This window comes from Frigoribacterium sp. AC759 (genome assembly GCF_979256015.1).
Genome location: NZ_CEEDMT010000004.1, coordinates 28,519 through 50,548, shown reverse-complemented (window position 1 = coordinate 50,548; position 22,030 = coordinate 28,519). Strand labels below are relative to the sequence as shown.

At 71.1% G+C, this 22,030-nt stretch carries 19 protein-coding genes; 12 read left to right on the top strand and 7 right to left on the bottom strand.

Translation table 11 applies throughout. The annotated features are described in order from the left end of the window. Positions 1–33 precede the first annotated feature (33 nt). Genes ACZ6JE_RS05970 through opgC form a run of 4 tightly spaced genes read left to right on the top strand, consistent with a single transcriptional unit; the run spans position 34 to position 5,219 of the window. Positions 34–1,977, top strand: a complete 1,944-nt coding sequence (locus ACZ6JE_RS05970) for a glycosyltransferase (RefSeq protein WP_243215784.1) — start codon at positions 34–36, stop codon at positions 1,975–1,977. Next, positions 1,977–2,306, top strand: coding sequence for an STAS domain-containing protein (locus ACZ6JE_RS05965; protein WP_197981978.1), 330 nt, complete (start codon positions 1,977–1,979; stop codon positions 2,304–2,306). The genes ACZ6JE_RS05970 and ACZ6JE_RS05965 overlap by 1 nt, the downstream gene beginning before the upstream one ends. Beyond that, complete coding sequence (locus ACZ6JE_RS05960; RefSeq protein WP_192060906.1) at positions 2,299–2,727, top strand: ATP-binding protein; 429 nt, start codon at positions 2,299–2,301, stop codon at positions 2,725–2,727. The genes ACZ6JE_RS05965 and ACZ6JE_RS05960 overlap by 8 nt, the downstream gene beginning before the upstream one ends. Next, positions 2,724–5,219 carry an OpgC domain-containing protein gene (opgC, locus tag ACZ6JE_RS05955; protein WP_464318441.1) on the top strand — a complete coding sequence of 832 codons (2,496 nt, stop codon included), beginning with the start codon at positions 2,724–2,726 and terminating at the stop codon, positions 5,217–5,219. The genes ACZ6JE_RS05960 and opgC overlap by 4 nt, the downstream gene beginning before the upstream one ends. Before the next feature lie 129 nt (positions 5,220–5,348). On the opposite strand, the gene ACZ6JE_RS05950 is transcribed toward opgC, so the two are convergent. From ACZ6JE_RS05950 to ACZ6JE_RS05935, 4 genes are all read right to left on the bottom strand, one after another. Further along, positions 5,349–6,836 carry a PTS ascorbate transporter subunit IIC gene (locus tag ACZ6JE_RS05950; RefSeq protein ID WP_192060908.1) on the bottom strand — a complete coding sequence of 496 codons (1,488 nt, stop codon included), beginning with the start codon at positions 6,834–6,836 and terminating at the stop codon, positions 5,349–5,351. 47 nt (positions 6,837–6,883) lie between these two features. Continuing rightward, complete coding sequence (locus ACZ6JE_RS05945) at positions 6,884–7,156, bottom strand: PTS sugar transporter subunit IIB (RefSeq protein WP_192060909.1); 273 nt, start codon at positions 7,154–7,156, stop codon at positions 6,884–6,886. A 49-nt stretch (positions 7,157–7,205) separates the two neighbouring features. Then, entirely contained in the window at positions 7,206–7,679 is a 474-nt protein-coding gene (locus ACZ6JE_RS05940) for a PTS sugar transporter subunit IIA (protein ID WP_192060910.1), read from the bottom strand. A gap of 157 nt (positions 7,680–7,836) precedes the next feature. Beyond that, entirely contained in the window at positions 7,837–9,003 is a 1,167-nt protein-coding gene (locus ACZ6JE_RS05935; RefSeq protein ID WP_192060911.1) for an ROK family transcriptional regulator, read from the bottom strand. 111 nt (positions 9,004–9,114) lie between these two features. On the opposite strand from ACZ6JE_RS05935, the gene ACZ6JE_RS05930 reads away from it, so the two are divergent. From ACZ6JE_RS05930 to ACZ6JE_RS05900, 7 genes are all read left to right on the top strand, one after another. Next, complete coding sequence (locus ACZ6JE_RS05930) at positions 9,115–11,295, top strand: transketolase family protein (protein WP_464318440.1); 2,181 nt, start codon at positions 9,115–9,117, stop codon at positions 11,293–11,295. Between the two features lie 48 nt (positions 11,296–11,343). Then, positions 11,344–13,554, top strand: a complete 2,211-nt coding sequence (locus ACZ6JE_RS05925; RefSeq protein WP_464318439.1) for an NADP-dependent isocitrate dehydrogenase — start codon at positions 11,344–11,346, stop codon at positions 13,552–13,554. A gap of 98 nt (positions 13,555–13,652) precedes the next feature. Beyond that, a complete protein-coding gene (locus tag ACZ6JE_RS05920; RefSeq protein ID WP_464318438.1) occupies positions 13,653–14,522 on the top strand; it encodes an SDR family NAD(P)-dependent oxidoreductase in 870 nt (289 codons plus the stop codon). Between the two features lie 79 nt (positions 14,523–14,601). Then, the gene (locus ACZ6JE_RS05915) at positions 14,602–15,069 is read left to right on the top strand and encodes a hypothetical protein (RefSeq protein ID WP_243216394.1); all 468 of its coding nucleotides are present in this window, start codon (positions 14,602–14,604) and stop codon (positions 15,067–15,069) included. Between the two features lie 63 nt (positions 15,070–15,132). After that, on the top strand, positions 15,133–15,477 hold the full coding sequence (locus ACZ6JE_RS05910; protein ID WP_464318437.1) for a hypothetical protein: 345 nt from the start codon (positions 15,133–15,135) through the stop codon (positions 15,475–15,477). Positions 15,478–15,772: 295 nt separating this feature from the next. Next, positions 15,773–16,234 (top strand): hypothetical protein, encoded by a 462-nt coding sequence (locus ACZ6JE_RS05905; protein WP_243216396.1) that lies wholly within the window; start codon positions 15,773–15,775, stop codon positions 16,232–16,234. A 90-nt stretch (positions 16,235–16,324) separates the two neighbouring features. Then, positions 16,325–17,281 (top strand): helix-turn-helix transcriptional regulator, encoded by a 957-nt coding sequence (locus ACZ6JE_RS05900; protein WP_320479115.1) that lies wholly within the window; start codon positions 16,325–16,327, stop codon positions 17,279–17,281. 329 nt (positions 17,282–17,610) lie between these two features. Here ACZ6JE_RS05900 and ACZ6JE_RS05895 read toward each other — a convergent pair whose 3' ends face one another. From ACZ6JE_RS05895 to ACZ6JE_RS05885, 3 genes are all read right to left on the bottom strand, one after another. Further along, a complete protein-coding gene (locus ACZ6JE_RS05895) occupies positions 17,611–17,895 on the bottom strand; it encodes a hypothetical protein (protein WP_464318436.1) in 285 nt (94 codons plus the stop codon). 67 nt (positions 17,896–17,962) lie between these two features. Then, entirely contained in the window at positions 17,963–18,274 is a 312-nt protein-coding gene (locus tag ACZ6JE_RS05890; protein ID WP_192060920.1) for a hypothetical protein, read from the bottom strand. A gap of 120 nt (positions 18,275–18,394) precedes the next feature. Continuing rightward, entirely contained in the window at positions 18,395–20,455 is a 2,061-nt protein-coding gene (locus ACZ6JE_RS05885; protein ID WP_464318435.1) for a beta-galactosidase, read from the bottom strand. 210 nt (positions 20,456–20,665) lie between these two features. On the opposite strand from ACZ6JE_RS05885, the gene ACZ6JE_RS05880 reads away from it, so the two are divergent. Continuing rightward, complete coding sequence (locus ACZ6JE_RS05880; RefSeq protein WP_464318434.1) at positions 20,666–21,967, top strand: ABC transporter substrate-binding protein; 1,302 nt, start codon at positions 20,666–20,668, stop codon at positions 21,965–21,967. Positions 21,968–22,030 lie beyond the last annotated feature (63 nt).

Sequence of the window (22,030 nt, the reverse complement as noted above, 5' to 3'; positions counted from 1 at the left end):
CTCCTCGGCCGGTCGACCCCGGCCCGTCGGATCGTGCCCATCCGCATCGTCGTGCTGCTCGCATCGCTCGCCGGCCTGAACTACATCATCTGGCGCTGGGCCGTCTCGGTGAACTGGACCTCGTGGTGGATCGCCGTGCCGCTCGTCGTCGCCGAGACGTACAGCGTGATCGACTCGCTGCTGTTCGGCCTCGGCGCCTGGCGCCTCCGCGAACGGGGCGAGCCGCCCACCCCGCCGTCGCCCGACTCGCCCGAGACCGTCGTCACCGTCGACGTCTTCGTCACCACCTACAACGAGCCCGTCGAGATGGTGATGCGCACGGCGCTCGCCGCGCAGGCCATCGAGTACCCGCACACGACGTGGATCCTCGACGACGGCGGGCGGGCGGAGATCCGCGAGGCGGCCGAGGGCGCGGGGATCGGCGTCATCACCCGGTCGTCCGACTGGGTCGACCGCCCGCGGCACGCCAAGGCGGGCAACCTGAACAACGCGCTGCTGACCACCGAGGGCGAGTTCCTGCTGATCCTCGACGCCGACCAGGTGCCCGAGCCGAGCATCCTGCACCGCACCCTCGGGTACTTCAAAGACGAGAAGACCGCGCTCGTCCAGACGCCGCAGTGGTTCGAGAACGTGCCGGAGTCCGACCCGCTCGGCAGTCAGGCCCCGCTGTTCTACGGGCCCATCCAGCAGTCGAAGGACGGCTGGAACAGCGCGTTCTTCTGCGGCTCGAACGCCGTCCTCCGTCGGGAGGCGCTGATGCAGCTGGGCGTGTCGCGGTACGTCGCCGAGGTCGAGTCGGCCGTGCGTCGCGCCGTCAAGACGTCGAGCCGTCTGATCGAGCACGCCCGTCTCGAGGCCGTCGACCAGCCGCGCGTGCTCGAGGTGCTCGAGGAGGCCGAGACGATCGTCGAGCGCGCCCGGGTCGAGCTCGCCCGCGGAGACTCGCTGGGCGACGTCACGTACCGGTTCCAGCGCGGCATCGACACCATCGCCTACCGGTTCGCCGACGCCGACGTCGCCGCCATGCAGGACGACATCGCCGAGCTCGCGGCCATGTCGGTCGGCCCCGGCACCTTCGACGCGCTCGACCAGGCAGCCCTCGATCTGCTCAGCGACCGCTCGGCGTCGCCGCTGCAGGCCATCGAGTCGATCTCGATGCTCGTCGGCGCGCTCGACGTCGACCGCGGCGACGAGGCCCAGGCGATCATGCCGCTGGCCACGATCTCGGTGACGGAGGACATGGCGACGGCGATGCGCCTCCACGGCCTCGGCTGGAAGTCGGTCTACCACGACGAGATCCTCGCGATCGGCCTCGCCCCCGAAGACCTGAACACCATGATGACGCAGCGCCTGCGGTGGGCGCAGGGCACGATGCAGGTGTTCTTCCGCGAGAACCCGCTCGTGCAGAAGGGCCTCTCGCTGGGCCAGCGCCTGATGTACTTCTCGACGATGTGGAGCTACCTCTCGGGCTTCGCCGCCCTCGTCTACATCGGCGCGCCGGTGCTCTGCCTCTCGTTCGGCGTCGTGCCCGTCACGGCGTACAGCGTCGACTTCTTCGCCCGGCTGATCCCGTTCCTGGTGCTGAACCAGGTGCTGTTCTGGGTCGTGGCCGCCGGGCGGCCGACCTGGCGCGGGCAGCAGTACTCGCTGGCGCTCTTCCCCGTCTGGATCGCGTCGGTGACGACGGCGTTCCAGAACGTCTACCGGGGCCGTGCGCTCGGCTTCTCGGTGACGCCCAAGACCAAGCAGGCCTCGAACGGGCCACGCTGGGACCTCGTGAAGCCGCAACTCGTCGCCATGGGCTGCCTCGCCGCAGCACTGGTGCTGGTCGGCATCCGCTACGCGACCGGACAGGCCGACGGCATCGCGCCGTTGGTGAACATCCTCTGGGTCGTCTTCGACCTGGTGATCTTCAGCATCGTCGTCCGCGCCGTTCTCTACACGGGGCCGGAGCCCCGAGACAAGGAATCCCCATGATGACCGTAGAAGTGAAGACCGTCGAGGGCGGATGCGTGATCTCCCCGCAGGGGCGCCTCACCGTCGTGTCGACCCCGCAGCTGCGGACGGAGGTGGCGACACGCATCGAGGCCGGCGACCGGCTGATCATCGTCGACCTGTCGCAGACGACCTTCGTCGACTCGTCGGGGCTCGGCGCGCTCGTGTCGTGCCTCAAGTCCGCGCGCCAGGCGGGTGGTGACCTGCGGCTCGTCGCGCCGACCGAGCAGGTGTCGATGGTGCTGAAGCTCACGAACCTCGACCGCATCCTCCAGCCCCGCGCTTCGGTCGAAGAAGCGCTCCATGACTGAGAGCGACGGCGTCAGCGTCATCGACGTCGCGGCCGTCCCCGAGAGCATCGATCTCGTCCAGAACACCTTCGAGGCCTGGTGGACGGCCCTCGGCATCGACTCGATGGAGGTGCGGTTCCCGTTCGAGACGGCGATCGTCGAGATCGCGGCGAACGTCATCGAGCACTCGATCGTGGCCGACGGCGCCGAGGGGATCGAGGGTCGCCGCTTCACCCTCGAGCTCCGTGCGGAGGACGAGCGCCTGACGGCCGTCTTCAACGACAACGGCCTGCCCGCCGAGATCGACCTCAGCGACGTGTCGATGGCGGATCTCGACGACGAGGGGGGCCGCGGTCTGGCGCTCGCCATGCTCAGCCTCGAGTCGCTCGACTACACCCGCGAGGGCGGCCGCAACATCTGGACTCTCGTGTGCCGTCGGTGAGAAGACCGGCACTGCGCGCCCTCGCCGCACTCGCGGCGGCGGTGGCCGTGGTGCCCCTGGTCTTGGGAGGCGCGGCGCCGGCGACCGCCGACACCGCGCCTCCTGCAGAGGGGGCCTGGTTCGGGCCCGACCTCGACTGGGGTTCCGACGGGCCCGACGGCTACGCGGACCGCCTGGGGGAGACCCCCTCGACGTACTCCGTCAACATCGACTACCCGATCGACGACGACTCCGCCGATCAGTGGCGGCGATCGGCCCGCGCGGCGGCGGCTCAGGGCGCCGCGCTGGTCGTCAGCCTCGAGCCGTCGCGACCGCTCGCCGACCTCGACGCCGACCAGGCCGCCCGGGCCGACGAGCTGCTGACCGAGTTCCACGACCAGTACGGCATCGCGCAGCTCGTGCGCTTCGCCCCCGAGATGAACGGCAACTGGCAGCGCTGGGGGCAGCAGCCGACCGAGTTCGTGCGGGCCTTCGGCCAGATCGCCGACGCCGTGCACGACGGCACGTCCACCGCCGACATGGTCTGGGCGCCCTCGTACGGCGCCGGCTACCCCTTCGCCCAGGCCGACGGGCGTCTGCCCGCGACCGGAGCCCGCGACGAGGCCCTGCTCGACACCGACGGCGACGGCACGGTCACCGAGGCCGACGACCCGTACGGCCCGTACTACCCGGGCGACGACGCCGTCGACTGGGTCGGTCTCACCATGTTCTTCTTCGGCAAGGGCGACGCCTCGACGGCCGCCGGCACCGACGTGCCGCTCGTCGCGAACCAGGCGCCGGCCGAGGGCGAGGTGCAGGCGCGCTTCGACGAGACCTGGGGCTACTCGCAGCCGCAGGAGGCGACCTTCTACGACCGGTTCGCGGTCGGCACCGACCACCCGCTGCTGCTCGACACCGGCGCCCTCTACGACCAGGGGCTCGACGGCGCCACCGAGCTCGCGGTCAAGCAGGGCTGGTGGCGTCAGATGCTCACCGCGCTCGACGACCAGCCCCTTGTCGCCGGCGTCACCTGGCTCGAGACCGTGCGCGAGGAGGCCGAGGCCGGCGACCGCGAGGTCGACTGGCGCGCCACCGACGACGACGCCATCGCCGCGGCGTTCCGCGCCGACCTGGTCGACAGCGGCGCCATCGTCTTCGGGCCTCTCACCGACCCCGTCACACCCGAGGAGGGCGACGCCGCCACGGTGCAGGTGCGCGACGGCGGCGGCGGCGACGAGATGGGCTGGATCGTGGGCTGCGCGGTCGCCCTCGCGCTGGCGTTCCTGCTGAGCGGTGTCGTGGGGCGCGTGCTGCCGCGCTGGCGCTACCCCGACGACGGCAAGCCCGGGCGCGACCTCCGCATCGACCTCTTCCGCGGGTTCATCATCCTGGCCGTGGTCATCACCCACATCGAGGTCGCGGGCCCGTACTCGTTCGTCACGCTGAAGGCGGTCGGCGCGATCACCGGCGCCGAGATGTTCGTGTTCCTCAGCGGGCTCGTGCTCGGCATGGTCTACCCGCTGGGCGTCAAGAAGTTCGGCGAGAAGACCGCCGCGATCGGCGCCTTCGTGCGGGCCCGCAAGCAGTACGTCGTGACGCTCGTCGTCATCCTCGTCGTCTTCGCCCTGAGCTTCGTGCCGCTGGTGAACACCGACGAGATCACGACCTTCACCGACCGCGGCACGGGCGACACCGGCGCCGGCGCGATGGGCCGGGTCTACGACCTCTACCCGAACGCCGACCGCCTGCTCGACTACCCGCCGCCCTGGTACGCCGTCCGGCAGCTGCTGCTGCTCGAGATGGGTCCCTGGCCGTTCAACATCATGGGGCTGTTCGTCGTGCTCAGCCTGACGATCCCCGGTCTCATGTGGCTCGTGAAGCGCGGTCTCTGGTGGGTCGTGCTCGTCGGCAGCTGGGCCGTCTACGCGGTCGGCGTGCTCTTCCCCGACTTCTCGCTGCTGCCCTCGCAGTTCGAGCCGGTGTTCCCGCTCTTCGCCTGGCAGGTGCTGTTCACCCACGGTCTCGTGATCGGCAACTACCGGCGGCAGATCGTCTCGGCGCTGACGACGACGGTCGGCAAGGTGCTGGTCGGGGTCGGCGTGGTCGGCTACGCGGGGTTCCTGGCCCTGATCTGGGCGGGAAGCACCTACGGCTTCGACCTGGGGCCGATCCCCTCGTCGATCTACGACTCGCTGTACCTGACGGGCTACCAGCGCGTCGACATGCAGTGGGGCCGCCTGGTCGACACCGCCCTGGTCGTCGTCTGCGTCTACGCGATCCTCACGGTGTTCTGGAAGCCCATCGCCGCCGCCCTCGGCTGGCTGTGGATCCCGCTCGGGCAGGCCAGCCTCTACGTGTTCATCTGGCAGGTGTTCTTCGCCCTGGCGGTGGCGTCGATCCCCGGCCTCGACCGGACGAACGTGATCACCGGCACGATCATCCACACCGCGGTCATCCTGCTGGTGTGGTGGATGGTGCGGAAGCGCTTCCTGTTCTCCGTCATCCCGCGGTAGCCGGGCGGCGCGGTCGTCGCGACCCGCGCCTCCTGCGCTCTGCTCCTCAGGCCCGGCACCCGGCCGAGCGACGCGAAGACCCCCGTGCACAGCGCACGGGGGTCTTCGTCGTTCTCGCGGAGCGGCCGCCTAGGAGGCGGTGGTCGCCTTCGCCGCATCGACCTCGGCCTGCTCGGCCGCCAGTCGCGCATCGCGCTTCGCGCCGGGCACCCAGCCGCCGTCGACGAGCTTGATCTGGTAGATCGACGCGCCGATGACGAGCGCGGCGCCGACGACCAGGCTGATGACGACGCCGATCAGCGGGCCGCCCAGGAAGCTGACGCCGATGAGCGTGCCGAACCAGCCGAAGTCGGCGTCGCCGAAGGTGCTGTTCGCGAAACCCAGGTTGCCGAGCACGAGCAGCAGGATCGCGGGCAGGAACGTGATGATCAGGCCGTTGACGAACCCGCCCAGCACGGCGCCCTTGCGACCGCCGGTCGCGTTGCCGAAGACGCCCGCTCCACCACCGGTGAAGAAGTGCGGCACCATGCCCGGCAGGATCAGCGCGAGGCCGAACACCGGGTTCAGCCACGACGCCAGCACCGCGAGGGCGACGAGACCGCCGGCGAACGACGACAGGAACCCGATCAGCACCGCGTTCGCCCCGTACGGGAAGATCAGCGGGATGTCGAGGGCCGGCTTGGCGCCGGGCACGACCTTCTCGGCGATGCCCTGGAACGCCGGCACGAGCTCGCCGAGCACGGTGCGGACGCCGTAGAGGATGATCGCGACGCCGACGCCGAACTGCAGCGCCTGGGCGAAGCCGGCCATGATGAACGCGCCCGCGTCGGTGACGCCGAAGATGTCGAAGGCCTGGTCGCGCGGCAGCACGATGAGGGCCCAGACGGTGAAGACCAGGTAGATCAGCACCATCGAGAGGCTGGTCGCGACCATCGAGTCGCGGAGGAACTTCAGCCCCTGCGGGAACTTGATCTCTTCGGTGGACTTGCTCTTGCCGCCGACGACCGAACCGGTCGCTCCCGCCGCGAGGTAGCCGAGGGTGCCGAAGTGGCCGATGGCGATCGAGTCGTCGCCGGTGATCTTCTTCATGAAGGGCTGCGCCAGGGTGGGCATCACCACCATGATCACGCCGAGCAGCACCGCGCCGAGCACGACGGTGAGCCAGCTGAGGCCCTCGCCGAGACCGACGGACAGCACGACCGTCAGCATCACCGACATGAAGACCATGTGGTGCCCGGTGAGGAAGATGTACTTCAGCGGGGTGAAGCGCGCGAGGGCGAGCATCACCAGGAACCCGAGCACCAGCACGTAGGCGCTCTGCGCGCCGTACTGCTCTTGCGCGACGGCCGCGATGACCTCGTTCGTGGGGATGACGCCCTGGGCGCCGGTGACGGCGAGGATCAGCGTGCCGAGCGGGTCGAGCGCCCCGGTGACGACGGTCGCGCCGGCCCCGAGGATCAGGAACCCGAGAGCGGCCTTGAGCGCGCCGCCCACGACCTGCCCGGCGTTGCGGCGCAGCGCGATCAGACCGATCGCGGTGATGATGCCGATCAGGTAGGCGGGCACGTTGAGGATCTGCATGCCGATGAAGTCGAGTACGACGACCAGCCACTCCATTGGGACTCCTTCTGGGTTTCGTTCGTGGGATCAGCCGACGCGGAGCGTCAGGCGATCGATTCCTGGAGCTTCGCCTGGATCTCGGCGACGCTGGTGAAGTTGTCGATGACGATGACCTTCGAGGGGACCTCGCCGAGCTCTTCGACGAGGTCGGCCGAGGTCAGGACGATCTGGGCCGTGCGGGCGGCGCCGCGGGCGGTGCCGATGTCGGCCGCCTCGACGTCGGCGTCGACGTCGAGGGCGCGGAGGGCCTTCTCGGCGTTCATCTTGAGCAGGACCGAGGTGCCGATCCCCATGCCGCAGACGGTGATGATCTTCATGGTGCGTTCCTTTCGAGCGGTGCGTGATGGTGGTGCGTGGCGATGGTGGTCAGGAGGCGTTCTGGGCGTCGGAGAGCGCGTGCAGCGTGCGCAGCACCTCGTCGGGCGACCCGGCGGCGCGGAGGGCCGCGAGCCCGTCTTCGTCGGCGAGCACGCCGGCCAGGGCCGACATGACCTCGATGTGGCCGTCATGGTCGAGTGCGGCGAGCCCGATGACGAGATCGACCGGGTCGTTCGTCTTGTGCCCGAACTCGACCGGCTCGGCGAGGCCGACCCACGAGAGACCGGTGCGCGACACGGCGGGCGAGGGGCGGCTGTGCGCCAGGGCGAGCCCCGGGGCGATGACGATGTACGGCCCCAGCTCGTCGACGGCGGCGATCATCTCGTCGGTGTAGGCGGAGGTCGTGGCGCCCGAGGCGACGAGACCGTCGCCGGCCAGTCGGAGGGCCTCGCGCCAGTCGGCGGCGTGCGCGCCGGTGACGACGGATTCGACGGGGAGTTCTTCGGCCAGGTCGACGGGCATGTCGCGCTCTTCCGCTCGGCGCCTCGTTGGGCGGCAGCTGTCGTCGAAGAGGGGCCTCGTCGACTGGTGCCCGAGCCTAACCCGAAAAACGGCTTTTGACCACTCGTGTTCGAAAGTCCTCGAAGGAGGCGCGGGAGACCCGGTCAGGAGGCGCCGGTCACGACGCCGGGGACCGCCGGCTGGTCGCGGCGCTCACCCGGCCGATGTCGAAGAGGGCGTCCTGCGCCATCAGCGAGGCCCCCCGCACGCCGGCCTTGTCGCCGAGGCGGGCCCGCTCGACGACGAGACCGCGACGCGAGAAGTCGTGGGTGCCGGTCAGCAGCGCCGAGCGGATGCCCGCGACGAGGCGCTCGCCGGTCTCGGCCAGGTTGCCGCCGATGATCACCGCCTGAGGGTTCAGCAGCCCGACGACGTCGGCGAGGGCCTCGCCGATCCGGGTGCCGACCTGCTCGAGCTGGTCGAGCACCACGGGGTCGTGCGCCCGGGCGGCGGCGACGATGTCCGCGCTCGTCGCGATGTCGCGGCCCCGGGAGCGGAGTTCGCGGCGGATGGTGGCACCGCTCGCCTCGAGCTCGAGACGGTGCAGCGGGCTGCCGTCGTGACGGGGCGCGCTCAGCTGACCCGCGCCTCCTCGGGCCCCTCGGTAGACGTGACCGTCGAGCACGAAGGCGCAGCCGACGCCCATGCCCACCTTGACCACGGTCAGGTGCGAGTACTCGGGCCAGCTCAGCCGGGACTCGCCGACGGCCAGGATGTTGACGTCGCGGTCGACCGCGAACACGGCGTCGAAGCCGGTGAAGTAGTCGTCGACGCGCACCTCCTCCCAGCGGGAGTCGAGCTGCGGGCTGCCGAGTCGACCCGTCACCGCGTCGACCGGCCCGGGCACGCCGATGCCGATCGCGCGGACGTCGCCGCGACCGCGACCGAGGTCGGCGAGCAGGAAGTCGAACACCTGGATCGCCCAGCTGAAGATCTCGTCCGGTCCGTCGTGCAGGCCGATGTCGGCCTCGTCCTCGCTGAGCACCGTCGAGACGAGGTCGGTCACCCCGACCCGGGTGTGCGAGCCGCCGATGTCGATCGACAGGATCACGCCGGCCGACGCGTCGACCGCGAACTCCTCGGGCGGGCGGCCGCCGCTCGAGCTGAGCTGCCCGGCGCTGACGATGAAGCCGGCCTCGAGCAGGTCGTCGAGACGGCGGGCGAGCGTGACGCGCGACCAGCCCAGACGGTCGATCAGCTCGGAGCGCGTGGCCGCCTCGCCGCGACGGATGAGGTCGAGCACCACGCCGGACCCCGTCGAGGGGGTCTTGGGGGTTCGGGCCACGATGCGCTCTTCTCGGTCGGTGGGTCTCGGTGGGTCGTGTCGGTCGGTCCCGGTCGGTCCGGTGGGCCTCGGTCGGTTGACTTCTGTCTATTTGTATACGAATGTGGACGGATGGCCAACGACGTCCCCGACATCCACCCGACAGACCCTAGCCGCGGGCTCGACGAGCGCCTGGTCGCCGCGGCCACCGCGATCCCCGCCGAGGTCGTCCAGGCGAAGGGCCACGGCCACGCCGGCACCGCCATGGCCCTCGCACCGCTCGCCCACGTGCTCTGGCAGCGCGTGCTGAGGCACGACCCGTCCGACCCGGGGTGGGAGGGGCGCGACCGCGTCGTCCTGTCGGCGGGCCACGCGAGTCTGCTGCTCTACACGCAGCTCGTGCTGACCGGCTACGACCTCGACCTCGACGAGCTGCCCCGCAGCCGCAGCCTCGGCTCGCGCACCCCCGGGCACCCCGAGCTGCACCACACCCCGGGCGTCGAGATGAGCACCGGGCCGCTCGGCCAGGGGCTCGCGTCGGCGGTCGGCATCGCGCTCGCCGCCCGCCGCGACGAGGCCCTGCACGGCGGCGGCACCGGCCTGTTCGACCCCACGGTGTGGGTGATCGCGGGCGACGGCTGCCTCCAGGAGGGGGTCTCGGCCGAGGCGTCGAGCCTCGCCGGCACGCTCGGGCTCGACGACCTCGTCGTCGTGTGGGACGACAACGGCATCACCATCGACGGGACGACCGAGCTGGCGTTCTCGGAGGACGTCCGGGCGCGTTACATCGCCTACGGCTGGTCGGTGATCGACGTCGCGGCCGACGACGCCACCGATCTCGACGCGCTGCAGCGGGCCCTCGAGGCGGCGCGCGTGCGCGACGGGCGCCCGACGCTCGTCGCCCTCCGCACCGTGATCGGGGCCCCGTCGACCCTGCGCGGCGGCACCCCGGCGGCGCACTCCGGCGGCTTCGGCGCCGACGAGGTCGCGGCGGTCAAGGTGGCGCTCGGCTACGCGCCCGACGCGGGTCTGCACGATCTCGTGCCTGACGACGTGCGGGCCGCGGGTTTCACGGCGCGCGACCGCGGCGTCCGGCGGCACCGCGAGTGGAGCACGGCGGTCGAGCGCTGGCGGCGGGAGCACCCCGACCTCGCGGCCCGCCGCGACGCCGCCCGGGCCGCGCCCGACCCGACCCGTCTCGAGGCCGTGCTGGCAGGTGTCCCGGTCGACGACGGCGCCGCGACCCGCACGACGTCGGGCGCCGTGCTCGCCGCCGTGCACGACCTCGCCGGGTTGTGGGGCGGCTCGGCCGACCTGTCGGCGTCGACGAACGTCGCCGTCGCGGGGGTCGCCGTCGATCGCGCGAGTCCCGGGGGCGACTTCGTGCACTTCGGCATCCGCGAGCACGCGATGGCGGCCGTGCTCAGCGGCATCGCCCTGCACGGCCTCTGGCGCCCGTACGGCTCGACCTATCTCGCGTTCAGCGACTACGCCCGACCGAGCATCCGGCTGGCGGCGCTGATGCGGCTGCCCGCGCTCTACGTCTTCACGCACGACTCGGTCGCCGTGGGCGAGGACGGCCCGACCCACCAGCCCGTCGAGCAGATCGCATCGCTCCGCACCGTGCCGGGGCTCGACGTGGTGCGCCCGGCCGACGCCCGCGAGGTCGTCTCCATCTGGAGGCGCGTGCTGGGTCGCGGAGCCGAGCGCGCCTCCTCGGCGGCTGCGGCCGGTGCGACCCGCGTGGGCGACGGTGCGACCCGCGTGGGCGACGGTGCGGCCCGTGGGGGCGACGGCCCGGCCCCCGAGCACGACGGGAGCGGCCCGACGGCGTTCGTGCTCTCGCGTCAGGCCCTGCCCGACCTCGGCGGCGGCGAGGCGACCGACGTCGGCGCGGCGTGCGGCGGGTACGTCGTGCATGCCGAGCGCGGCGGCGACGACCTGGCGTTGATCGCCAGCGGCAGCGAGGTGCACGTGGCCGTCGAGGTCGCCCGTCGACTCGCGGTCGACGGCGTCGCGGCCCGGGTCGTCTCGATGCCCTGCCTCGAGTGGTTCGACGAGCAGTCCGCCGGATACCAGGAGGCGGTGCTCCCGTCCGCCCTGCGGGCTCGCGTGGCCGTCGAGGCCGGCAGCACGCAGCCCTGGCATCGGTACGTCGGGCTCGACGGCGAGGTCGTCGGCATCGACGGGTTCGGCGAGTCGGGCTCGGGCGCGGAGCTGCTGCGCCTCAAGGGCGTGGACGTCGAGTCGGTCGAGCGGGCCGCGCGTCGGGTGCTCGAAGTCTCTCGACATCGAGACATCTCCGAGCGCTAGCCTGAGGCGGAACACACGCACGAGCGACACGAGGGAGAACCCGCCGTCATGGCCAAGATCATCTACACGCTCACGGACGAGGCGCCGCTGCTGGCGACCTACTCGTTCCTTCCCATCATCCAGGCGTACGCCAAGACCGCGGGGGTCGACGTCGAGACCCGCGACATCTCGCTCGCCGGACGCATCATCAGCCAGTTCCCCGAGCGGCTCACCGACGAGCAGCGCATCGGCGACGCCCTGTCCGAGCTCGGCGCCCTGGCGCAGACGCCCGAGGCCAACATCATCAAGCTGCCGAACATCTCGGCGTCGATGCCGCAGCTGAAGGCCGCCATCGCCGAGCTGCAGTCGCAGGGCTACGACCTGCCCGCCTACCCCGACGCCCCGGCGGACGACGCCGAGCGCGACGTCAAGGCCCGCTACGACAGGGTCAAGGGCAGCGCGGTCAACCCCGTGCTGCGCGAGGGCAACAGCGACCGCCGCGCGCCGCTCTCGGTCAAGAACTACGCCCGCAAGCACCCGCACCGCATGGGCGCCTGGTCGGCCGACTCGAAGACGAACGTCGCGACCATGGGCGTCGACGACTTCCGGTCGAACGAGAAGACCGTCGTCGTCGCCGCCGACGACACCCTGCGCATCGAGTTCGCAGCGGCCGACGGCACGACCACCGTGCTGCGCGAGTCGATCCCCGTGCTCGCGGGCGAGGTCGTCGACGCGACCGTGCTGCACGTCGCCGCCCTGCACGAGTTCCTGGCCGCGCAGATCGCCCGCGCCGAGGCCGAAGGGGTGCTGTTCTCGGTGCACCTCAAGGCCACCATGATGAAGATCAGCGACCCGCTGCTCTTCGGTCACGTCATCCGCGCGTTCTTCCCCCGCGTCTTCGAGCAGTACGGCGCCGACCTGAAGGCCGCCGGGCTCGACCCCGCGAACGGCCTGAACGGCATCCTGCAGGGTCTCGCGGCCCTGCCGAACGGCGCCGAGATCAAGGCCGCCTTCGACCGGGGCATCGCCGACGGCCCCGACCTCGCCATGGTCGACTCCGACAAGGGCGTCACGAACCTGCACGTGCCCTCCGACGTGATCGTCGACGCCTCGATGCCCGCGATGATCCGCACCTCGGGTCACATGTGGGGCCCCGACGGCGGCGAGCACGACACCCTCGCGGTCATCCCCGACTCGAGCTACGCCGGCATCTACCAGGCCGTGCTCGACGACTGCCGCGCGAACGGAGCCTTCGACCCGGCCACGATGGGCTCGGTGCCGAACGTCGGGCTGATGGCCCAGGCCGCTGAAGAGTACGGCTCGCACGACAAGACCTTCGAGCTGCCGGCCGACGGCACCGTGCGCGTGGTCGACTCCGCCGGCACGACCCTCCTCGAGCACGAGGTCGCACAGGGCGACATCTGGCGCGCCTGCCAGACGAAGGACGTCCCGATCCGCGACTGGGTCAAGCTCGCCGTCACGCGGGCCCGCGCCAGCGAGACCCCGGCGGTCTTCTGGCTCGACGAGACCCGCTCGCACGACGCGACCCTCATCGACCTGGTCCGCACGTACCTCGCCGAGCACGACACCGAGGGCCTGCAGATCGAGATCATGTCGCCGGTCGACGCGATGGCGTTCTCGCTCGAGCGCATCCGCCGCGGCGAAGACACCATCTCCGTCACCGGGAACGTGCTGCGCGACTACCTCACCGACCTGTTCCCGATCATGGAGCTCGGCACCTCGGCGAAGATGCTCTCGGTCGTGCCGCTGATCAACGGCGGCGGGCTCTTCGAGACCGGCGCCGGCGGCTCGGCCCCGAAGCACGTGCAGCAGCTCGTCGAGCAGGACTACCTGCGCTGGGACAGCCTGGGCGAGTTCCTCGCGCTGGCCGTCAGCTTCGAGCACCTGGCGACGACGACCGGCAACGCCCGGGCGCAGATCCTCGCCGACACGCTCGACCGCGCCACCGGCACGTTCCTCGACGAGAACAAGTCGCCGGGTCGCAAGCTGGGCTCGATCGACAACCGCGGCAGCCACTTCTTCCTGGCGAAGTACTGGGCCGACGAGCTCGCCGCGCAGACCGTCGACGCCGAGCTGGCCGCCTCGTTCGCCGAGCTCGCCGCGACCCTGGGCGAGGGCGAGGAGGTCATCACCGCCGAGCTCATCGCGCCGCAGGGCACCGCGGTCGACATCGGGGGCTACTACCGCCTCGACGCCGCCAAGACCGAAGCGGTCATGCGCCCGTCGGCGACGCTGAACGCCGCGCTCGCGACGCTGTAGAGCCGAGACGATCCCTTCAGGAGGCGCGGTGCCGGTCGGCACCGCGCCTCCTGCCGTTCCCCGGTCCCTTCGGAGGCGCCTGCGCCTAGCGTGCAGTCATGACCGTGACCCTGCCTGAAGCCACCGACCAGACCGACCGCACCATCGTCATCACCGGCGCGAGCTCCGGCATCGGCCGCAGCGCCGCTCGCGAGCTGTCGCGTCTCGGGGCGAAGATCGCCGTCGTCGGGCGCAACCCCGACCGCACCACGTCCGTCGCCGCCGAGGTCGGCGGTCGCGCCTACGTCTCCGACTTCGCCGATCTGGCGCAGGTGCGCGATCTGGCGGCGTCGCTCCTCGCCGACCACCCGCGCATCCACGTGCTGGCGAACAACGCCGGCGGCATCTTCGCGGAGCGGACGAGCAGCCGCGACGGCTTCGAGACGACCTTCCAGAGCAACCACCTCGCGGGGTTCCTGCTGACCTCGCTGCTGATGCCGCGCCTCCTCGAGACCGCCGATAGCTCGCCGGCCGGCGCGGTCCGCATCGTGCAGACCTCGAGCGCGGGCAACCGGATGGGCGGGGTGCGGCTCGACGACCTCGGCACCGCCACCGGCCCCTGGGTCGGCGGCATGAGGGCCTACGGGGCGTCGAAGCTCGAGAACGTGCTGTTCACCCGGGAGCTCGCCCGGCGCCTGCGCGGCACGGGAGTCGAGGCGTTCGCGTTCCACCCCGGGTTCGTCGCGTCGGGCTTCGGAGGGACGGGCGGCCTCATGACCCTCGGCAAGCGACTCGCCGTCACGACGGAGGAGGGCGCCGAGCCGCTCGTGCGGCTGGCGGGCGCCGCACGGGTCCCGGCACCGAGCGGGAACTACTTCGACCGGTTGCAGGCCCCCGGTCGCCTGCACCGGTCGGCGGACGACGCCGAGCTGGCCCGCGGCCTGTGGGAGTGCAGCGTCCGGTTCACCGAGGCTCCCGACATCGTCTGAGGGGTCTGCTCGGTGTGATTTCGCTCGGAGTCGCGATCCGGGGTCGCGTTCGCCGCCGGTGTTTCGTAGGCTACATATCGTGACTCGACTTCCGCCACGCCTCGTGCCCGACGGCCCAGACGCCGATGCCGCCCCCGCCGCCCAGGGGGTGATGGTGCGTGCCTACGGCGAGACCATCTCGCTGCTCGACCACATCGCGGGTCTCGAGCTCGACGGCATCGTCGGCCTCGAGAGCCTCTTCGCCGAGGCGATCGACCGACGCGAGAGCCTGATGCTGCCGGGGTTCGGCGCCCCGGGCCTGCCGCCCACCGAGGTCGCCCGCCTCGACGACGAGATCCGGCGTCGCATCGATCTGCTCGTGGCGCGCGGCCGTCACGATGGCACGGTCGACAAGACCCTCCGCGGCGTCGACGTCGTGTTCTGCCTGTCGCTGCTCGTGCAGGGCCTGCCCGAATACGACGACTACGACGCGGCGGCGCAGGCGCTGGCGCTGCGGTTCGTCGAGAGCATCGCCATCGGCGCGAGATCCCGCCTGTCAGCCTTCTGACGGCGACGACCCAGCAGTCGGTGATGCTGACCCCCTAACGTCGCATCGACCGGAGGGGGAGTCATGCGTCGAGAACATCGCCACGTCACGCGCCGTGCACTGCACGGCACGATGATGCTCACGACCATCGGCATGGTCCTCCTCGTCGCGACCGTCGTCTGGGGCCGGGCTCCGCTCGGTCCGACCCCGCGCTCGGCCCCCACCGATCAGACCGTCGTCGACGAGCCGGCGACGGTCTCGCCGACACCACCTGCGTCACCGACGCCGACGGCCGAGCCGCAGGGCCGGCCGACCTCGGGCGCCGCCGCGCAGGCCGCGGTCGTCGACGTCTCCGTGTCGGCTCCCGTCGACGCCGCGGCCATGCTCGGCCTGATGCGCAGCCGGTCGATGGCGCTCGTCTCGGGCTGACCCGCGCCTCCTGCGGGCCGCTCCTCCTCGGCTGTCCGAGCGTCGCCGGGCGACAGGTGCGGTCGAGGGCGGGCTGCGCCTCGGGGGTCTGGAGGGATGGGTGTTCGTTTAGCGGACTGTGCACGAAAATCGGTCGGCGGCCCGGCATCCCCTCGCATCGGCGTCCCTCCGCGGATCGGGGGCTGCAGGGGCTCGCAAGACGGCCTGGGAGTCCTGCGACCTCCTCGCATCGCAGCATGATCGACTGATTGACTGACGGATCAAGAGATCAGGCCGAGGTGAGAGGTGGTGCGTCGTGGTGCAGCAGCAGCAGCCCGACCCGACCGCCCGGCGTGACTCGACGACCGACGCGGGCAACGCCCTCCTCGACGCGTTCAGCGGGGCCGACGGTCGACCCGCCGCCATCGAGGACCGCCGTCCGGCCGCCCCCGAACTCACCGCCGACGACGACTGGGCCGACTTCTTCGGCGAACTCGACCCCGAGCTGGTGTTCGAATGCTCGGCCACGCTCTCGGGCGACCACAACGCCGTCTACGTGTACCCCGACCGCATCGCGATCGAAGGTCCCGAGATCGTCGGGGGGTCGGCGACCCTCCGGCTCGCTGCCGTGACCGGCTGGGCGCTCGTCGTGCAGGGGTCGAACGTCGTGCTGACGCTGCAGGGCGATCGGCGGTACCGCATCAGGGTGCCCAAGGCGTTCCGCTCGGTGCTGCGGACGGCCCTGCTCAAGGTGCTGGGCGACTCCGAAGACCGCTGACCGTCGCGGTCGTCGACCCGCGCCTCCTGCCGTCTTCGCATTGCGGCCCGAGAGGCGGCACCGTCAGGCCATCTGTGGGACCATCTGGGCATGACCCGTGAGACCGAGCCGCCGATCAGGTCGGAGATCGCGGGTCGCGACATGGACCAGGCGCGTGCCATGTACGAAGACGGCTACAACGGCAAGGGCTTCGACACCGAGCACAGCCAGTCGGATTTCGCGTACCGGTACACGATCACGGGCGACGACGAGATGACGCTGCGGTCGTCGATGTTCCTCGGGTCGATCAAGGGCGCCATCCAGCCCGAGAACGAGTACGTCGTGTCGTGGATCACCGGGGGCTCCGGCGTCTACGACCTGAACGGCGATGAGCTGCCCCTGCAGATCGGCCGGCCGGCGATGTTCCCCACCGGCAAGCAGTTCGAGTTCGAGTTCGAGGACTACCGCCAGAACCTGGTGCACTTCAACGCCGGGTTCCTCGAGCGGGTCGCCGCCGAAGAGGAGGGGACCCTGCCGGGCACGCTCGAGTTCGATCACACGGCGATCCCCGAGGCGACGGCGCTGCTGCAGTGGAAGAACACGATCACCACGGTGGCGAAGACCGTGCTCGGCGGCGAGGCGACGCCCCTGCTGCGCTCCGAGGTCAACCGGCTCGCCGCGGTCACGCTGCTGAGCACCTTCAAGCACCGGGGGCCGCAGCTACCCGAGCAGCTGCTCGCACCGCGCAATGCGCGACTGCGCGCGGCCGTCGAGTACATGCACGCCAACGCCGAGCTGCCGATCACCCCGACCATGATCGCCGAGCACGCCGACCTGGGCCTCCGCGGGCTGCAGGTCGCCTTCAGCCGCCAGCTCGGCACGACGCCGACCGACTACCTGCGCGGCATCCGCCTCGACCGCGCCCGCTCGGATCTGCTGAACCTGGGGCCGCGCGAGACGACCGTGGCCGCGATCGCGACGCGCTGGGGCTTCGCCCACCTGGGCCGGTTCTCGGCGTCGTACGGCGAGCGCTTCGGCGAGAAGCCCTCCGCGACGCTGCACCGGTAGCGGGGCTGCGGCGCCAGCTGCTGGGCTGCGGCGCTCCGCGGCGCTGAGCGCTGCGCGGCTGGGCTGGGCTGGGCTGCGCGACGCTCCGTGCGGTGCCGGGCTGAGCTGCGCGCGGTGCCGGGTGACGCCATGAACCCCGTTCGCGAAGATGAACCGCGATATAACGCGGTTCATCTTCGCGAACGGGGTTCGGGGGAGGGTGGCACGAGGCCGGGTGGCGCGAGGCCGGGCGGCGCGAGGCCGGGCGGCGCGAGGCCAGGTGGCGCGAGGCCGGGTCGCGCCAGGGCCGCGCCGCGTCAGAGCCCGTCGAGCGAGGCGCGCAGCCCCCGCTAGGCGGCCGTACGGTACGTGACGATCGATCCCGTGAGGGTGCGGACCGCGGTGGTCCAGGCCGAGACGCCGCGTCGTTCGCTGCGCGTGTAGCGACCGACGGCGAGGTTGCGCTCGGCGACGGTCGTGACGTACGACCCGATCACCGTGGCGTCGTGAGCGCTCGAGCCGGTGTACGAGCCGACGCCGACGCCGACGCCGGCGCCCGTGTCGATGCGCGAGACGTACTGGCCGCCCAGGGGGTGCAGCTGGGCCGTGGAGGTGGTGGTGTGCGTCGAGGTCATGTCCACGACTCTAGACCTTGTTTTGAGGAATTCAAAACAAGACTCGCAGAACGGCCTGGCCGGTGCGCTAGTCCCGGCTCCGGTGCTGCTCATCGGGCAGCAGGGCCGAGAACGCGTGCCCGATCTCGGTCCGCATGTAGGCGATCGCCTCGCCGTTCTCGGGCGGTTCGAGCGAGCTCGTCGTCGTCTCCGCCATCAGGGGCGAACCCGAGTCGAGCAGGAACGTCGCGACGACCTGGTTGCCGTCGGCGTTGATCGCGTTCAGCTCGACCGTGTCGGCGTCGCCCGACTGGGCGAGCAGCGCGGCGTACTCGAGCAGCGTGTCCGCCGCCTCGTCATCGACGAAGAGCGACTTGGCGGCGAACGTGATGTGCTTCATGGACCCTGTGTAGCCGGTGCCGGTTCCGCCGACAAGGGATCGGCCGAGAGCTCACCCGCAGCCCGCCCGCTCCGCCCGGCGCGCCTCCTCGGCTCGATGGATGGACCGAGGAGGCGCGGGTCAGCCCCGCGGGCTCCGCACCACGCGCACGCCACCGGCCGGCACCGTCAGCGGGCCGTCGACGACCTCGCCGCCGAGAAGCTCGACCCCCGCCTCGGCGACCACGTCGGCGTCGGCGTCGGCGTGGTTGACGAAGAACGTGAAGGTCGCGTCGTCTCCGTGGCGGACGACGACCTCGAGACCCTCGACGTGGCCGCCGGGCACGACGACCCCGGCCTCGTCGAGCACGTCGCCGACGAAGGCCGCGAGGTCGTCGCCGGCCAGGCGCGTCGAGACGTACCAGGCCGTCCCGTCGCCGAGCGCGTTGCGGGTGACGGCCGGGCCGCCGGCCGCGGGGCCGGTCGTGTACCGGGCGACCGCCTCGGCGCCCTCGAGCACGATGTCGTCCGACCAGCCGGTGCCGGTGGCGCCCGAGTCGAGCGTGACGACCTGGTCGGCGTAGAGCGGCAGGAACTCGGGCACCGAGAGACCGAGCACCTCGCGCAGGCCGCCGGGGGCGCCGCCGGCCGGTACGGCGTCGTTCTCGTCGACGACCCCCGAGAAGTACGAGGCGACGAAGCGGCCGCCCGATCGCACGTACGAGGTCAGGTTCTCGGACGTCTCGGCGTCGACGATGTACTGCGACGGCGCCAGCACGAGGTCGTAGGCCGACAGGTCGTCGTGCGGGTGGCGGAAGTCGACGGTGACGCCGAGGTTCCAGAGCGCGGTGTAGAAGGCGACGATGCGCTCGCGGTGGTCGAGCTCGACCGAGGGGCGCCATTCGAGGTCGTGGGCCCAGAACGACTCGACGTCCCAGAGGATGGCGACCCGCGCCTCCACCCGGGATCCCCGCACGTCGGCCAGGCGACCGAGGTCGGCGCCGTACTCGACGACCTCGCGCCAGATGCGCGACGAGGTGCCGGCGTGCGGCAGCATCGCCGAGTGGAACTTCTCGGCGCCGTACCGCGACGCCCTGAACTGGAAGAACAGGATCGCGTCGGCGCCGCGGGCCAGGTGCGTCGTGCTGTTGCGGGCCAGCTCGCCTGGGCGCTTCGCGATGTTGCGCGGCTGCCAGTTGACGGCGCCCGTCGAGTGCTCCATCAGCATCCACGGCTCGCCGCCGGCCAGCGACCGGTTCAGGTCGGCGTCCATGGCGAGCAGCACGTGGTTGTCGTGGCGTTCGGCGACCAGGTAGTGGTCGTTGGCGACGACGTCGACCTCGCGGGCCCACTTCCAGTAGTCGATCGACGGGCAGTTGGTCGACATGAAGTTCGTGGTGACGGGGAGGTGCGGTGCGTGTCGCTTGATCACGTCGCGTTCGGCGACGAAGCAGGCGAGCAGGGCGTCGGAGGTGAACCGCGCGAAGTCGAGGCGCTGCGTCTGGTTCACGACCGTGGCCGAGACGCGGGGCGCGTCGATGTCGGTCCACTCGCCGTAGGTCTGACCCCAGAAGAGCGTGCCCCACGCCGCGTTCAGCGCGTCGAGCGTGTTGTACCGGGTCTTCAGCCAGGCGCGGAAGGCGCGCACCGAGTGCACTCCGTAGTCGTCGCTGATCGGGGCGCCGTACTCGTTGTGCACATGCCAGAGCACGACCGCGGGGTGGGTCGCGTAGCGCTCGGCGAGCTTCTCGGTGATGGCGGTCGCCGCGCGACGGTAGTCGGGCGAGCTCGGGCTGACCATGCCTCGCGAGCCGCGACCGAGGGTGAGGCCCTCGCGGGTCACGGGGTGCGAGTCGGGGTAGGCGGTCCAGAACCAGGCCGGCGGCACCGTCGTCGGCGTGGCCAGGTCGACGTCGATGCCGGCGTCGTGCAGCAGCCCGAGGATGTCGTCGAGGAACGTGAAGTCGTACTCGCCTTCGCGGGGCTCGAGCAGCGCCCACGAGAAGATGCCGACGCTGACCAGGTTGATGCCGGCCTGCTTCATCAACGCGATGTCCTCGAGCCAGACCTCTCGGGGCCACTGCTCGGGGTTGTAGTCGCCGCCGTAGCGGATGTCGGCACGACCGGGCAGCCAGCTCGTCGTGCGACGCGGGTCGGACTCGGGGGTCGGCGTGACGGCCGGGGCGTCGAGGTCGAGTGACATGCGGTGATCTCCTTTGACTGTGTGCGCTCCCAGTTCTAGCACACGTGCTGAGTCTGCAGAAGGCGCAACGACTATGTCGAACCGTGACCCGCAGCGTGTTGACAAGCGAAAAGTCGTGTGCGTAACTGTTACCGCTCACAGGCACAGCGTGGTGGTTCTCCCGGCTCGCGCTGTCCGCTCACCAGCTCTTGCTTTCCTCAAGGAGGACGAATGCACAGCTCACTCCGCCGCATCGGCGTCGTCACGGTCGCCACAGCGGCCCTCATCCTCACCGGCTGCTCCGGCGGCGGTGGCAGCTCGTCCGACGGGCCCGTCGAGCTCACCTACTGGGCCTGGGCGCCCAACCTCGACAAGGTGGTCGACATCTGGAACGAGGAGAACCCCGACATCCAGGTCACCGTCAACAAGCAGGACGGCGGCGACCCCGCGATCACCAAGCTGCTCACCGCCATCAAGGCCGGCAGCGGCGCCCCCGACCTGATCCAGGCCGAGTACCAGAAGATCCCGACGCTCGTCGCGTCCGACGCGCTCGCCGACCTCACCGACCAGGGCGCCGGCGACCTCGAGGGCGACTTCAGCGAGGGCGTCTGGTCGTCGGTCACCCTCGACGGGCAGGGCGTCTACGCCATCCCGCAGGACAGCGGCCCGATGATGGCCTACTACCGCACCGACATCCTCGACCAGTACGGCCTCAGCGTCCCCACCACGTGGGACGAGTACGCCCAGGTCGCCGAAGACCTGCACGCCGCCGATCCGAGCAAGTACCTCGGCACCTTCTCGGCCAACGACGCGGGCTGGTTCGCCGGTCTCTCGCAGCAGGCCGGCGCCTCCTGGTGGTCCATCGACGACCAGAGCTGGGGAGTCGACATCGCCGAGGGCCCGACCGAGCAGGTCGCCTCGTACTGGGGCGGACTCGTCGAGAGCGGCGCCATCGACAACAAGCCGATGTACACCCCCGAGTGGAACGCCGGTCTGAACGACGGCTCGCAGGTCGGCTGGATCAGCTCGGTCTGGGCCCCCGGCGTGCTGAGCGGCAACGCCCCCGACACCGCCGGCAAGTGGACCGCCGCGCCGCTGCCGCAGTGGGACGCCGCGAACCCCTCGGACGGCAACTGGGGAGGGTCGACCACGGCCGTCACCACGCAGTCCGAGAAGAAGGAGGCGGCGGTCGAGTTCGCCACCTGGCTGAACACCGACCCCGAGGCCGTCGCCGCGCTCGCCGACATCGCCGGCGTCTACCCCGCCGCGACCGAGGCCGCGGCCGACGCGCTGACCACCTCGCCCGAGTTCTTCAGCCAGCAGAGCGACTTCTACGACATCGCCGCCGAGGCGTCGTCGACCGTCGCGCCGTTCACCTACGGCCCCAACGTCAACGTCGCGTTCAGCGCGTACAACGACGAGTTCGCCAAGGCCGCCGACGCCCGCACCCAGGCGGCGTTCGAGGACGCGGTCGACGCGATGCAGGAGATCACGACGGACGACCTCGTGAAGAGCGGCTTCTCGGTCGAGTAGCCGAGCGCCTCGGGAGGGGCGGCGCCCTGCGGATCAAGATCCCGATGGTCGCCCCCGCCCTCG

Coding starts and splice junctions, on each gene's coding strand:
- ACZ6JE_RS05965 (WP_197981978.1), top strand. CDS start 1,977: ATGACCGTAGAAGTGAAGACCGTCGAGGGCGGATGCGTGATCTCCCCG.
- ACZ6JE_RS05960 (WP_192060906.1), top strand. CDS start 2,299: ATGACTGAGAGCGACGGCGTCAGCGTCATCGACGTCGCGGCCGTCCCC.
- ACZ6JE_RS05950 (WP_192060908.1), bottom strand. CDS start 6,836: ATGGAGTGGCTGGTCGTCGTACTCGACTTCATCGGCATGCAGATCCTC.
- ACZ6JE_RS05945 (WP_192060909.1), bottom strand. CDS start 7,156: ATGAAGATCATCACCGTCTGCGGCATGGGGATCGGCACCTCGGTCCTG.
- ACZ6JE_RS05940 (WP_192060910.1), bottom strand. CDS start 7,679: ATGCCCGTCGACCTGGCCGAAGAACTCCCCGTCGAATCCGTCGTCACC.
- ACZ6JE_RS05930 (WP_464318440.1), top strand. CDS start 9,115: ATGGCCAACGACGTCCCCGACATCCACCCGACAGACCCTAGCCGCGGG.
- ACZ6JE_RS05925 (WP_464318439.1), top strand. CDS start 11,344: ATGGCCAAGATCATCTACACGCTCACGGACGAGGCGCCGCTGCTGGCG.
- ACZ6JE_RS05920 (WP_464318438.1), top strand. CDS start 13,653: ATGACCGTGACCCTGCCTGAAGCCACCGACCAGACCGACCGCACCATC.
- ACZ6JE_RS05910 (WP_464318437.1), top strand. CDS start 15,133: ATGCGTCGAGAACATCGCCACGTCACGCGCCGTGCACTGCACGGCACG.
- ACZ6JE_RS05900 (WP_320479115.1), top strand. CDS start 16,325: ATGACCCGTGAGACCGAGCCGCCGATCAGGTCGGAGATCGCGGGTCGC.
- ACZ6JE_RS05895 (WP_464318436.1), bottom strand. CDS start 17,895: ATGACCTCGACGCACACCACCACCTCCACGGCCCAGCTGCACCCCCTG.
- ACZ6JE_RS05890 (WP_192060920.1), bottom strand. CDS start 18,274: ATGAAGCACATCACGTTCGCCGCCAAGTCGCTCTTCGTCGATGACGAG.
- ACZ6JE_RS05885 (WP_464318435.1), bottom strand. CDS start 20,455: ATGTCACTCGACCTCGACGCCCCGGCCGTCACGCCGACCCCCGAGTCC.
- ACZ6JE_RS05880 (WP_464318434.1), top strand. CDS start 20,666: ATGCACAGCTCACTCCGCCGCATCGGCGTCGTCACGGTCGCCACAGCG.